Origin of the sequence: Sorangium sp. So ce204 (assembly GCF_051526795.1) — a bacterium.
Classification (GTDB): Bacteria; Myxococcota_A; Polyangia; order Polyangiales; family Polyangiaceae; genus Sorangium; species Sorangium cellulosum_B.
Window position 1 is genome coordinate 1,417,701 of the sequence record NZ_CP150317.1, and the last position, 12,974, is coordinate 1,430,674.

Genomic DNA, 12,974 nt, shown 5'->3' on the forward strand with positions numbered 1-12,974 from the left:
AGCTGAAAGCGTCCGAGCGCAGCTGAATACGACCGGACGCGACAGCGTGGGACAGCGTTCGGTCGTGCGCGCTTCTTTCTCTTCTCACCATCGTACGTAATCTCTCACCATCGTACGTAATCTCCCTACGTGATCTCCTGACGTCGCGCCGCTGACAGGCCTTCTCGTCGTGGGCGCGCATCACACCCTCTCGACGGCGTCTCGGGTGCATGGTAGCTAGCGCGCGCCTCGGGGGTCCGGTCACGGTGGAGGCATGCCTGGCAGCTCTGGGCGCTCCGACACCCTCCGGTCGTCGAGGGACGAGGCTGTGCTGAAGCGTCGGCGTTAGAGCAAGAGCCCCTCCGGCAGCGCGCCGGTCCCCTTCCCCTTTACGCAGGCGGCCAACCCCTCGGAACCACGAAGCAGCGAGCGGCGATGGCGCCGTCCTCTGCCTCGGATTTTGCGATGGAGGCACACCGTCCATGAACGTTTTCCGGTCCCACAAGGCCTGGCTCGCACCGATGCTGGCTGGGCTCGCCGCGCTTGCCCTGCTGCTCAGCGGCGGGCTCGCCAGCGCCAGTGAATCCGATCTGGTCCTCCCCGACCTAGGCACCCAGTCCTTCGGTGGCATCGATGGCCGCACGCTCCTCATGGGCGGCATCGGCGTCTGCGCGCTCGGGTTCGTGTTCGGGCTCGTCATTTACTCGCAGCTGAACAAGCTCCCGGTCCACCGCGCGATGCGGGAGATCTCGGAGCTCATCTACGAGACCTGCAAGACGTACCTCGTCACGCAGTTCAAGTTCATCCTGGTCCTGGAGATCCTGATCGGCGCGGTCATGGTCCTCTACTTCGGCGTGCTGCGTCACATGGATGCCGCGAAGGTCGTGGTCATCCTGCTGAGCAGCCTCGTCGGCATCGCCGGCAGCTGCGGCGTCGCGTGGTTCGGCATGCGCATCAACACGTTCGCGAACTCGCGCGCCGCGTTCGCGAGCCTCAAGGGCAAGCCGTTCCCGACGTACGCGATCCCGCTCAAGGCCGGGATGAGCATCGGCGCGGTCCTCATCAGCACCGAGCTCATGCTCATGCTGGTGATCCTGCTCTTCATCCCGGGCGACTACGCCGGCCCGTGCTTCATCGGCTTCGCCATCGGCGAGTCGCTCGGCGCCTCCGCGCTCCGCATCGCGGGCGGCATCTTCACGAAGATCGCCGACATCGGCTCGGACCTCATGAAGATCGTCTTCAACATCAAGGAAGACGACGCGCGCAACCCGGGCGTCATCGCCGACTGCACCGGCGACAACGCCGGCGACTCGGTCGGCCCGAGCGCCGACGGCTTCGAGACGTACGGCGTCACCGGCGTCGCGCTCATCTCGTTCATCCTCCTCGCCGTCCCCGACACGGCCGTCCAGGTCCAGCTGCTCGTCTGGATCTTCGTGATGCGCATCGTGATGGTCCTCGCGAGCATCGGCTCGTACCTCCTCAACGAGGCGATCGCGAAGGGGTCCTACGCCGACGCCGACAAGATGAACTTCGAGGCCCCCCTGACGCGCCTCGTCTGGCTGACCTCGATCGTGTCGGTCGCGCTCACCTACGCCGTGTCGGCGTTCATGATCCCGAACCTCGGCGGCGACACGACGCTCTGGTGGAAGCTCTCGTCGATCATCACCTGCGGCACCCTGGCGGGCGCCATCATCCCGGAGATGATCAAGATCTTCACCTCGACCGAGTCGCGCCACGTCCGCGAGGTCGTGACCGCGTCGCGCGAGGGCGGCGCCTCGCTGAACGTCCTGTCGGGCCTGACCGCCGGCAACTTCAGCGCGTACTGGATGGGCATCGTCCTCGTCGCGCTGATGGGCATCTCGTACTACTTCTCCGCCCAGGGCCTCGGGCAGCTGATGATCGCCGAGAGCGTGTTCGCCTTCGGCCTCGTGGCGTTCGGCTTCCTCGGCATGGGCCCGGTGACCATCGCGGTCGACTCCTACGGGCCGGTGACCGACAACGCGCAGTCGGTCTACGAGCTCTCGCTCATCGAGAGCGTCCCGAACGTCGAGGCCGAGCTGAAGAAGGATTTCGGCTTCACCCCGAACTTCGACAAGGCGAAGCACTACCTCGAGGAGAACGACGGCGCGGGCAACACCTTCAAGGCGACGGCCAAGCCGGTGCTCATCGGGACGGCGGTCGTCGGCGCGACGACGCTCATCTTCTCGATCATCGTCGTGCTCAGCAACACGCTGGTGAAGAACGCGGCGAACCTCACGCCCCAGGAGCGGTTGAAGGAGATCATGGGCCTGCTCTCGCCGCTCCACCCGCCGTTCCTGCTCGGCCTCGTGACGGGCGGCGCGATCATCTACTGGTTCACCGGCGCGTCGACCCAGGCGGTCTCGACCGGCGCCTACCGCGCGGTCGAGTTCATCAAGGCGAACATCCGCCTCGAGGGCGTGGAGAAGGCCTCGATCACCGACAGCAAGAAGGTGGTCGAGATCTGCACGCAGTACGCGCAGCGGGGGATGTTCAACATCTTCCTCGGCGTCTTCTTCTCGACGCTCGCCTTCGCCTGCCTCGAGCCGTTCTTCTTCATCGGCTACCTCATCAGCATCGCGCTCTTCGGGCTCTATCAGGCGATCTTCATGGCGAACGCCGGCGGCGCCTGGGACAACGCGAAGAAGCTCGTCGAGGTGGAGCTGAAGGAGAAGGGCACGCCGCTCCACGCGGCGACGGTCGTCGGCGACACCGTGGGCGACCCCTTCAAGGACACCTCGTCTGTCGCGATGAACCCCATCATCAAGTTCACGACGCTGTTCGGCCTCCTCGCGGTCGAGCTGGCGATCGAGATCGACCGCGGGACGAGCCTCGTTCTCGCGGGCATCTTCTTCGTGCTCTCGATGGTGTTCGTGTACCGCTCCTTCTACGGGATGCGGATCAAGTCGGACGAGAAGGCGACCGCCGCTGCGGGCGCCCGCGCCACGGCCTGAGCCGGGCGTCTCCTCTCGCGCTCGGCGCTCCCCGCGCCCTCTCGCCCCCCTCTCGCGCGCGCTGACCTCCCCCGCCGCCCGACGCCGCTCCGCGGTCGACGGCGCGCAGGGGAGGGCCTTGCGCCCAGCGCGCCCGCACTATAGTGACCCTTCATGCGAGCGCTCTGCCCCACGTGCGGCCTCCATCACGAGGTAGTCCGGGTCCTCGAAGACGGGCACGGTGAGCAGCGCAAGGACGTCTATCAGGTAGAGCCGCTCCTCGGCTGCGAGCGCACCTGGATCTCGGACAGGGAGCTGCTCGAGGCGCGCGCGCGCTTCGGCCAAGACGTCGTCGTGCCCGACGAGGACGACGAGTAGCGCGGCGACGACGGCCGCGCGGTCATTGCGCCTGCGCGGTCATGACGAGCAAGGCGGCTCCGCCGGTCCTCCGAGGGCTCTTCGCCGCGGCCCCGTCGCGTGGCCGCCGGTCGTGCGGTGCTCATGACACGCCTGATCGAGGGTCAGGGGATCTCTGACAACAACTCGTCGCGTGAGGGGCATTGGGGCGCCACCGTCGCCAGGCATCGTCTGCGGCCATTACCCGGCGGAGACGAGGACATGATGACGAGGCGGACCCTGAGGACGGCGTTGCTTCTGGTGCTCGCAGGCGGTCTTGGCGCAATCGGGAGCGGTTGCGGCGAGGATGGCGCGAAGGGCGCGCCCGGGGCGCCCGGTGAACAGGGCGCACCGGGCAAGGACGGCGCGAACGGTGAGCAGGGGGAGCCCGGTGAGCCGGGGGAGCCGGGGGAGCCGGGGGAGCCGGGCGCGCCCGGTGAACCCGGTGCGCCAGGCGAGCCCGGGGCGCCCGGTGAACCCGGTGCGCCAGGCGAGCCCGGTGTGCCAGGCGAGCCCGGTGTGCCAGGCGAGCCCGGCGCGCCCGGCGAGGACGCGCCGGTGTGGAGCAACGCCGCGAACCTCGCGCACTACGTGAGAGAGCGCGTCGCGCTGTTCGCCACCGGCAACTTGCCCGAGGGCGAGCAGTTCCCGCTCCGCGCGGCCGCGACCGACACCATCCGAGCGCTCGCCGGCGTGCGCTCCGACATCGTGGCGACCTGGCTCGATCCGCTGACCTTCAGCACCGCGCCGGAAGCGCCCCGCTTCGGCGCCAACAACGATTACACAGCGTTCTTCGGCGAAGGGTGGGCCGCCACCGCGGGCGACGCGCCGCAGTGGAGCGGCTCCGCCACCGCCGGGTGGCTCTGGGTCAACCACGAGTACGTCTCCGGGCGAAGCCCGACGGTCAGCTCCGCGCCGACCGGGCAGCACCTCACGCTGGCCCGGCACCTGCGCAAGCTCGGCGTCCTCACGAATGATGTCGAGTCGAACGTCTGGTCGCAGGCGGACGTCGACACCTATATTCGATGGGAAAAGAAGGAGGTTGGCGGCTCCTGGCTCCGGACCGTGCAGGACCCGGCGACGGGCGCATGGTCGGTCGACCGGAGCGCGACCGCCGTCCGCTACGACGCGACGAGCAAGACGCTGAGCCGCCTCGCGGGGCACGTGCTCTCGAGTCCGGGCCACGACGACACGACCGGCGCGGCGCTCGCGGGCGGGCTCGTGGCCGGCATCATGGGCGACTGCGCCGGCGGGCAGACGCCCTGGGGCACGGTGATCACCGCCGAGGAGAACGTGCAGGACTACTACGGTGATCTCGAGGCGAGCTGGTCGGGCGATCAGCGGTTCCTCACCGGCCGGGGCTTCGACCCGGGCGCGCCGGTGAGCCCGGTCTTCGAGGCGAGCACCAGCGCGGAGTTCGGGCGCATCTCCGATCCGAACGGCCGGCAGCCGCGCGACCATTACGGTTATCTCACCGAGATCGACCCGGGGCAGCCCGCGGGCGAGTACGACGGCAAGACGCAGCCGGGCACGGGCCACAAGAAGTTCGGCTTCATGGGCCGCGCCCGCTGGGAGGCCGCGACGTTCGCCGTCGACGACGCGTGGAGGCTCGCGCCCGGCCGGCCGATCGTCGTCTACGGGACCGACGATCGCCGCGGCGGCCGCATCTACAAGTACGTGACCAGCGGCAACTACACGGCCGGGATGACGCGGGCGGCGATCCGCGCGCTGCTCGACGAGGGCAAGCTCTACGCGGCGCACATGGCCGGGCTCGACAACACGACAGGCAACACCCTGGTCGCGACCCGCGCGGCCCCGACCGAGGCGGCCCCGGGCACGGGGCAGTGGATCGAGCTCTCCGTCGACAGCGCCGCCATCGCGCCGAACGCGGCAGCGCTCGGCGACCCGGCCAGGACCGTCGGCGACGCGCTGCGCGACGTGAGCTGGAACCGGATCGGCGGCTTCCAGACGGATCACGACGTCTGGCGCGCGCTGTTCACGGTGAGCAACAAGGTCGGGATCATGGAGCTGAACCGGCCCGAGGACATCGAGTGGAACCCGCGCGACCCGAGCGGCACGCCGCGCCTCTACGTGGCGTTCACCAACCACACGGGGCAGACGGCGCTCGATCAGGGCGGCGCTGTCTTCGATCCGGCGACCCACGCGACCCAGTCCCCGAAGCGCGCGGACGCCGTGGGCTCGATCTTCGCCCTGGAGGAGTCCGACCCCGCGAACCCGGGCGCGTCGACCGAGTTCCTGTACTTCGAGGTCTGGCACGGCGCGAAGGGGCAGGGCGACTTCGACGCCTCCTGCCCGGACAACCTGCTCCTCGACCGCGATGGCGGCGTGTGGTTCGGCACCGACGGCAACTTCGGCGTGGCCTCGCACGCGGACGCCTTCTACTACCTCGATCTCGACCCCGCCCACCGCGCGGGCCAGCCGGGCGTGACCCAGCCGAGCTTCGGCAAGGCGTTCCGCGTCGTGGGGCTGCCGAGCGACGCGGAGGCGACAGGCCCGTCGTTCACGCCCGACATGGGCACGATCTTCATGTCGGTGCAGCACCCCGGCGAGAACGCCTACAGCACCTGGCCGAAGGGCGACGCCTCCCTGTCGAGCGTCATCGCGGTCACCTTCCTGCCCGAGTGATCCCCCCGATGTCCGCCCGCCGCGCGCGCCTGCTGTCCGCGCCCCTGGCCTTCGCGGCGGTGTCCGCCGTCCTCGCCGCGGGCGCGCGCTGCGGCGGGGGCGGCTACGACCCGCTCGCCACCGCGGCCGCGCGCGCCGGGCGCGCGGGCAACCCCGAGGCGTCGATCCCGCCGATGTGTTACGCGAATACGGCCGGCGGCGCGAACGGCTGCTGGACGTGCCACACGATCGGGATCGGCCCGAACACGCTCGCCGATCACGAGCTCCAGCGCGAGTACGGCTTCTCGGACGCGGCCCGGAAGAACCCCTGGACGAACCTGATCGAGGACCTCTCGGCCGCCGCCGCCCGGACGAGCGACGCGGAGATCCTCGAGTACATCCGGGAGGACAACTACGCGCCGCTGCGCGAGGCGCTCGCCGCGCGCCGGGATTACCCGGGCTACGTGCCGGATCTCGACCTCGGCGCCGGGCTCGACGAGGAGGGCTTCGCGCGCGACGGGAGCGGCTTCCGCGCGGTCCGCTACAAGCCGTTCCCCGGCAGCTTCTGGCCCACGAACGGCAGCGCCGGCGACGTCTTCCTCCGGCTGCCGGCCGCGTTCCGCGAGGACGCCTCGGGCGCGCCGTCGCGCGAGGTGTACAAGCTGAACCTCGCGCTGCTCGAGGCGGCGATCGCGTCGCCGTCGCCCCTGCCGAGGGAGGGCGCGGCCGGGCCCGCCGGCGCGGCCGCCGGGCGGGAGGTGGAGCCGGTGAGCGAGCTCCTCGCCGGCTTCGATCTCGACGGCGACGGCGCGCTCGAGCCCGCGGTGACGCGCGTCGTCCGCCTGCCCGCGCGGTACGCCGGCGGGGCGGCCGGCGTCCCGGTGCGGGCGTGGCTCTACCCGCGCGGGGCGGAGCTCCTGCACTCGGTGCGGTACCTCGACCCGGATCGCCCGGCGCTGCTCGCCGCGCGGATGAAGGAGCTGCGCTACGCGCGCAAGGTCGACGAGCCGGACGACTGGGCGATCGCGCGCGCGTACGAGCGCGAGGCGGAGGAGAAGGACGAGGGGCAGCCGCCGTTCCACCCGGGCGGGCCCGAGGTCGGGCTTCGCAACGCGTTCGGCTGGCAGATCCAGGCGTTCATCGAGGACGAGCAGGGCCGGCTGCGGCTGCAGACCGCGGAGGAGCACCGGGCGTGCATGGGCTGCCACGGCGCGGTCGGGGTGACGGTGGACCACACCTTCTCGCTGGCGCGCAAGGTGCCCGGCGCGGCCGGCTGGCGGCACCAGGACCTGCGCGGCATGCCCGACGTGCCGCAGGCCGGCCACGCGGAGCCGGAGGTGCTGACCTACCTGCGCCGCGCGCGCGGGGCCGACGACTACCGCGGGAACGCGGAGATGCTCGCCCGCTTCTTCCCGGGCGGCGCGCTCGACGAGGCCGAGGTGCGGCGCGGCGCGCCCGGCGGCGACCGCGATCTCGCGTACCTGGTCGCGCCGTCGCGCGAGCGGGCCCTCCTGCTGGACAAGGCCTACCGGGCCCTGGTGCGAGCGCAGCGCTTCGAGGCGGGGCGGGATGTGGCGCTCGGGCCCGCGACGGGGATCCTGCGCGTCGTGGAGGGCGAGTCGACGGGCCTCGGCGAGGCGCAGCGCGTGTACCTCGACGGGCGGGCGCACCTCGCCTGGTGAGGCGTGGGGTGCGGGCGCGCGGCGCGTCTCGGGCGAGGCGCGAGGCGCCCGGCTGGCCCGCGCACGCTCAGTTGGGCGCGAGCGGGCCCGGCGTCTCGGGCGGCTGGTCGGCGAGCGGCCGGTTGCGCCCGTCGACGCGGAGCACGCGCGGCGTGTGCCGCCGCGCCTCGGCGTCGTCCATGTCCGCGAACGTCGCGATGATCACGAGGTCGCCGGGCTGGTTGAGGTGCGCCGCCGCGCCGTTGATGCACACGACGCCCGAGCCGCGCGCCCCCGCGAGCGCATACGTGGTCAGCCGGGAGCCGCGCGTCACGTTCCAGATGTCGACCGCCTCGTACGGCAGGATGTCGGCGGCCTCCAGGAGGTCGGCGTCGATCGTGACGCTGCCCTCGTAGTGCAGATCCGCGTGGGTCACTGTCGCGCGGTGGATCTTGCTCTTGAACATCCGTCGGTTCATGCGTGATGCCCTCTGCCCTTCCCGGCCAGGGACGGCGGCGCGCGCCGGGTCGAGCGCGCGCCGGGTCGAGCGCGCCCGCGGGCGCGGCGGGCCTCCCTCGCCAGGGAAAGGACGGGCTACCTCATGCGCGCAGCCGGCGGTCAGTCAAGGAACAATCGCTGCCGCAGGAGCCGGCCGCCCGCCAGGTGGATGGCGTCCTCGTCGGGCAGCGGGTCGTCCGGGCCTGGCAGCGCGTCGGGGGGGCCGACCACCAGGACGACCTCGCAGGGACCCACCGCGACGTCCCGGAACAGCTCCTCGCGCGTGCCCGAGATGCTCGCGCCGCCGGCGCCGTCCAGCGCCAGCTCCACGGGCCACGGGCGCGCGCTCCCGCCCTGCACCAGGAAGGCCCTTACCGCGACCGGCGCCGGCACGCGCGCGCCGGGCGAGAGCGCGATCGCGAGCCTTTCGCCCCTGCCGACGTGGCGCGGGGCGCCCGGCCCGCGAGCTCCCTGCTGCGGGCCGTCGCCGAGGGTCGTCGTCGCGAGCGTGTAGTCGGGGAGCGGGGCGGCGCCCGGCGCGAACGGCGCGGGCCGCAGCGCGAGCAGCGACACGAGCGCCGCCGACACGACCCAGCCGACCACGCCAACGGCCGCCCGGGCCCGCGCCGCCGGAGTCGTCCGCCGCGCGCTCCGCCGCTCGACGACCAGCTCGGGGTGCGACAGGCCCTTGCGCGGCGGCCTGGCGAGGGCGTCCGCGCCGTCCTGCGCGCGCTGGGCAGGCTGCCCGGGCGCCGCGCTCGATCGCGCATCGCGCGGCGGCTCCGATGTCCCGGGCGGCACCGATTCGCCGTCGATCGCGCGACAGACCGGCGCGTCCGTGGTGGACGGCGCGCTCGTCCCGCTGAGCGAGTCGGCGTCCGCGCCGAGCGGCGCGGCATCGGCGACGTCGCTCGCCTCCTCCGCGTCGCAGTCCCACTCCTCGGGGCACCGGAAGCGGATCCCCGACTTCCGATCGACCGCTGGACGCGCGAGCGGAGACGGCGCTGGCGCACCGCCGCGCGGCTCCCGGAGCTGGGCGAGGAGCTGGTCGGAGAGCCGGGCGCGGGTCTCGTCGTCGAGGGGCGGCCGGACTTCGCGCTCCTCCCGCCCGGCGCTCGAGCGCGCCGCGGTGTTCGCGGCGTCTCCCGGAGCGTCTTGCGCGCCGTCCGGGCGCGTCTCCTCGGCGAGCCTGCGCCAGCGCGGATCGGTCGTCGGATCCCGCTGTGCGATGCGCGTCAGGGCGCGCAGCAGCTCGTCGTCGTCCATCAGTCGCTCCCCGCGTCGCGCCACGCGGTACAGCGCTCGCCCCGCCGGCACCGGCTCAGGAGCGCGGGCGCAGCAAGGGGGACCGGAAGGGGGGGGCGCCGCTCGCCGAGCGTCAGGGTAGGCACCCCGTCGCTCAGATTCGCCTCGTGGATCAGCGCGAGCGGTCGCTCGGGCATCTGATTCCCTTCCCCTGGGGATCGAAGAACCCCAGTTTGCTATTCACGTTATCCGGTTCTCGCCTCGCCCGTCAATGGAGCTCGGGGCGCGCCCGGGGGGCTTCTCCCCCCCGCTCGTCGGCGTGAACATGGCTGTCAACGTGAACGTAAACGTGGACGTGGTCGTGGACGACACGCGATCGCATTGCCGACGGTGCTGAAGTTTTCTCACAATTACGGCTATTTTTTCGGTTTGGCCGCGCTGGTCGCCTTGGCCGCCTTGGTTGACTCGGTTGCCTCGGTTGCCTCGGCCGCCTTGGTTGACTCGGCCGTCAAGACGCGCACGGTGTCACCGACAATCTCCAGCGCTGCTGGTTTTCCGCCGTAATGCGCCGCCATGCCGACGTCGATCCGCCAGATCTTGTCGCCGCAGGCCGACGTGGCGCCGTGCTTCTGGACCGTGTGGCCCACGACCATGCGCTTCGCGGACATCGCCGCGAGGGTCTGGTCCAGCGCCGCGCAGGGGGGCGACCCCGGGCTCGGCGGCGGCTCGCTCGAGTAGAGGCGCGCCCACACCGGGCTGTCCTCGGCCGCGATCACGGCCGGCGCGGAGGGGCTCTTCCCCTCCATCCACGCGCGCACCTCGCGGTTGATCCGCGAGATGCCGTAGCGCGTGTGGGCCGGGAGCACGCCGCCGTGCGTGAAGACGGTGTCGCCGACCGCGATGATCACGTCGCGCGCCGCGAGCTTCCTGGCGTAGACACCGCCGGGGGCGAACGCGGCGGCGCGGGCTCGCGCGGGGGGCGGCACCGGCGCGAGGCGGGGGCCCGACGCGTCGAGCCCGGGCACGTCCTCGAAGTCCTTGAAGCCGCCCTCGGTGACGTAGCGGAAATCGAGCTGGACGTTCATGACCTCGTGGTTGCCGTTCAGCGCGTACACGGCGCCGCCGGCGGCGCGCGCCTCGACGGCGAGGCGATCGAAGAGGTCGACGATCTCCTGCTCGTCGTCGCCGCGGTCGATCTCGTCGCCCGTCTGCACGAGCACGAGCTTGCCGCCGATCCAGCGATCCGCGCCGTCGATGGCGCCCGCGATCCGCAGGGCCGTGCGCGTCGCCGCGAGGTCGCCGTGGACGTCGCCGATGGCGACCACGCGATCGGCGGCCGGGTAGGCGTAGGAGCGATCCGCGTCGGGCGGCGGCGCGGCCGGGGCTCCTGTCGAGCGCGAAGGCGGAGAGGTGGCGGCGGGGCTGTGCGCCGTCGAGGCGGGTCGGTCGGCGTCGCAGCCCGCGGCGAGCAGTGCGGCGAGCAGCGCGGTGAGGCGGAGAGCGGCTGGCATCGGACGCGATCCTCCGGGGGACGATCGGGGGTGTACCATGGCGAGCGGTGGACGCGCCGCGGCGCGCCGCAGCAGCGCCTCGACGCGCGCGATCAGGCCGGGAGCTTGGCGGAGAGGAATGATTTCAGCTTGATCAGATTCTTCGCGTCACGGCTGAAGCTCGGGGCGGTGTAGCTCGACGCCCAGCCGGTGATCTCGTGCATGAACGAGGCGCGGACCTGCTCGTCGCTCAGGATGTCGTCGACGGTGCGGCCGCGCGCGGCGCCCTTCTCCAGCGAGCGCACGTAGCCCTTGAGCCGGGCGTAGTCGCCGCCGAGCAGCTCGGCGATGAGCTCCGCGTCGCGGGCGAGCCGCGCGAGGGCCGGCGCCTGGTCGCGCAGCTCCGGGCTCTCCGCCGCGGCGAAGGACGCGGCGACGCGCAGCACGAAGGCGTCGTCGAGGAAGCCGAGATCCTCGATGCCGTCCGGGATGAGGTCGAGCGATTTGAAGAGGTAGTTGAGGCCCCCCGCGAGTGAGCGGCGCGTGGCCTCCGGGCTCTCCGGCGAGGCGAGCAGGCCCGCCAGATCCGTGGCGTCCGAGGCGAGGCTGCGCAGCCACTCGGGGAACGTGTCGAGACAGCGGTCGTCGAGATCGGTCATGGGATCCTCCCGGCGGGAGCCGGAGGGTAGTCCGAGGGGCGCGGCGCCGTCCATGCCATCCATGCAGGCGAAGGCGCCCGGCGCCGCTCCGGGCGCCGGGCGCTGCGACCAGGACATCGTTGCCGGCGCGGGCGCGCGTCGATCGGGGCTCGCCGGCGGCGCGCCGCGCGGCGCGCGCTCTCTCCCGCGGCAGCCCCGCGATCATTGGTCCGTCAACCCGTACCCGACGAGCCCCGTGACGCTCGAGCTCGCGCGCAGGCTCACCTGGATGCGCTCCGACGCGCTCTTCGAGGTCTCGGCCGCCCCGGCGACGCACGCGAGCGCGCGAGCTCCCGCGCCGCCCACGAGCCGCGGGAGCGCGGCGCCGACCTGGACCACCGCCTGGGCGTCGCCGAGGAGCCGGCGGCCGAGCCCGTGCTGGGCGTGCAGCAACGCCGGCAGGTTGGCCTGCAGCGTCGCCACGAGCCGCGAGGCCATCTCGCCGCCCTGCACCACGCGCGCCTGGACCAGCGTGGGCGTGCAGGCCGCGTGGACGGCCGCGTGCGCGCGGCAGCACGCCTCGCACTCGGCGTCGCCACTCGGGGGCCACTCGATCCAGGAGCACTGCGGGTCCTGCCAGGTGCCCGCGCAGCGCGCGTGGCACGTGCCGTCGCAGCCGCCGTCGCACTTGCCGTCGCACTGCCCCACGCAGCGGCCCTGCGCGTCGTGGGCGGAGCACTGCCCCCAGCACTGCCCGGTGCAGCGCCCGTCGCACGGCCCGTAGCAGCGGCCCTGGCAGTAGCCGGAGAGCCGCGCGGGGTCGCACTCCGTCACGATCTGCTCCAGGGTCAGCTCCACGTTGCACGAGCCGCTGCACCGCGCGCCGCTCGGCTCGCAGTCCGGCTGCGTCAGCATGACCCCCACCTCGGCGCCCTGGAGGAAGATGGCGTCGATCGCCGCCGAGACCGGGCCGCAGGCGCCGCTAGCCTGGCCCCCTACCTCGTCGCGAGGCGCCATCTGCGCGGGGGGTACCCCGAGATCCGCGCCCATCCGGCGGCACGCGTCGGCCACCTGCGCCTCGATGACGACCGACACGACCGCCATGTCCTTGGCGGCCTGCACGAACGTCCTCACCTTCGCGTTCGCCCGGGCGTCCGCGGTGAGCTGGGCCCCGAGGACGTCTCCCGGGTCGCGCAGCTCGGGGCAGGAGGCCTCGCCGGCGCCCTCGACGTGCGGGAGGCCCGCGGCGAGCTGGGCCCTGAGGACGTCGCCCGGGCTGCGCAGCTCGGGGCCGGCGCCCTCGACGTGCGGGAGCTCGGCGCAGCTCGGGCCGGCGATGGACGCGAAGAGCGCGAGGGCGAGAAGCCATCGCGCCGGCCGGGCGACTTCACCGCGCATGCGCGCGCCTTTACCACGATCGCGCCGGCGGCGCGCAGCGGTCCAAGTCCGACCTGGTGGACGGATAGGCCGTGGTCGGCACAGGGGCCGCGA

At 72.6% G+C, this 12,974-nt stretch carries 9 protein-coding genes; 4 read left to right on the forward strand and 5 right to left on the reverse strand.

Annotation, left to right across the window (positions count from 1 at the left end):
• Positions 1-461: 461 nt before the first annotated feature.
• From WMF22_RS05175 to WMF22_RS05190, 4 genes are all read left to right on the forward strand, one after another.
• Complete coding sequence (locus WMF22_RS05175; protein WP_438035038.1) at positions 462-2,951, forward strand: sodium-translocating pyrophosphatase; 2,490 nt, start codon at positions 462-464, stop codon at positions 2,949-2,951.
• A 153-nt stretch (positions 2,952-3,104) separates the two neighbouring features.
• Positions 3,105-3,308 (forward strand): hypothetical protein, encoded by a 204-nt coding sequence (locus tag WMF22_RS05180; RefSeq protein WP_437297996.1) that lies wholly within the window; start codon positions 3,105-3,107, stop codon positions 3,306-3,308.
• A gap of 537 nt (positions 3,309-3,845) precedes the next feature.
• A complete protein-coding gene (locus WMF22_RS05185) occupies positions 3,846-5,972 on the forward strand; it encodes a PhoX family protein (protein WP_438035039.1) in 2,127 nt (708 codons plus the stop codon).
• An 8-nt stretch (positions 5,973-5,980) separates the two neighbouring features.
• Positions 5,981-7,633, forward strand: a complete 1,653-nt coding sequence (locus WMF22_RS05190; protein WP_437297998.1) for a hypothetical protein — start codon at positions 5,981-5,983, stop codon at positions 7,631-7,633.
• 67 nt (positions 7,634-7,700) lie between these two features.
• Here WMF22_RS05190 and panD read toward each other — a convergent pair whose 3' ends face one another.
• The 5 genes from panD to WMF22_RS05215 form a co-directional block, all read right to left on the reverse strand.
• Positions 7,701-8,090, reverse strand: a complete 390-nt coding sequence (gene panD, locus WMF22_RS05195) for an aspartate 1-decarboxylase (RefSeq protein ID WP_437297999.1) — start codon at positions 8,088-8,090, stop codon at positions 7,701-7,703.
• Positions 8,091-8,230: 140 nt separating this feature from the next.
• Positions 8,231-9,376, reverse strand: a complete 1,146-nt coding sequence (locus WMF22_RS05200; protein WP_437298000.1) for a hypothetical protein — start codon at positions 9,374-9,376, stop codon at positions 8,231-8,233.
• 395 nt (positions 9,377-9,771) lie between these two features.
• The gene (locus WMF22_RS05205; RefSeq protein WP_438035040.1) at positions 9,772-10,866 is read right to left on the reverse strand and encodes a metallophosphoesterase; all 1,095 of its coding nucleotides are present in this window, start codon (positions 10,864-10,866) and stop codon (positions 9,772-9,774) included.
• A gap of 92 nt (positions 10,867-10,958) precedes the next feature.
• Positions 10,959-11,504 (reverse strand): DUF1232 domain-containing protein, encoded by a 546-nt coding sequence (locus WMF22_RS05210; protein WP_012233576.1) that lies wholly within the window; start codon positions 11,502-11,504, stop codon positions 10,959-10,961.
• Positions 11,505-11,705: 201 nt separating this feature from the next.
• On the reverse strand, positions 11,706-12,881 hold the full coding sequence (locus WMF22_RS05215) for a hypothetical protein (protein WP_438035041.1): 1,176 nt from the start codon (positions 12,879-12,881) through the stop codon (positions 11,706-11,708).
• Positions 12,882-12,974: the final 93 nt, after the last annotated feature.

Excerpts from the sequence above, each read along its gene's own strand:
- WMF22_RS05175 (WP_438035038.1), top strand. The coding sequence starts at position 462 with ATGAACGTTTTCCGGTCCCACAAGGCCTGGCTCGCACCGATGCTGGCT.
- WMF22_RS05180 (WP_437297996.1), top strand. The coding sequence starts at position 3,105 with ATGCGAGCGCTCTGCCCCACGTGCGGCCTCCATCACGAGGTAGTCCGG.
- WMF22_RS05190 (WP_437297998.1), top strand. The coding sequence starts at position 5,981 with ATGTCCGCCCGCCGCGCGCGCCTGCTGTCCGCGCCCCTGGCCTTCGCG.
- panD (WP_437297999.1), bottom strand. The coding sequence starts at position 8,090 with ATGAACCGACGGATGTTCAAGAGCAAGATCCACCGCGCGACAGTGACC.
- WMF22_RS05200 (WP_437298000.1), bottom strand. The coding sequence starts at position 9,376 with ATGGACGACGACGAGCTGCTGCGCGCCCTGACGCGCATCGCACAGCGG.
- WMF22_RS05205 (WP_438035040.1), bottom strand. The coding sequence starts at position 10,866 with ATGCCAGCCGCTCTCCGCCTCACCGCGCTGCTCGCCGCACTGCTCGCC.
- WMF22_RS05210 (WP_012233576.1), bottom strand. The coding sequence starts at position 11,504 with ATGACCGATCTCGACGACCGCTGTCTCGACACGTTCCCCGAGTGGCTG.
- WMF22_RS05215 (WP_438035041.1), bottom strand. The coding sequence starts at position 12,881 with ATGCGCGGTGAAGTCGCCCGGCCGGCGCGATGGCTTCTCGCCCTCGCG.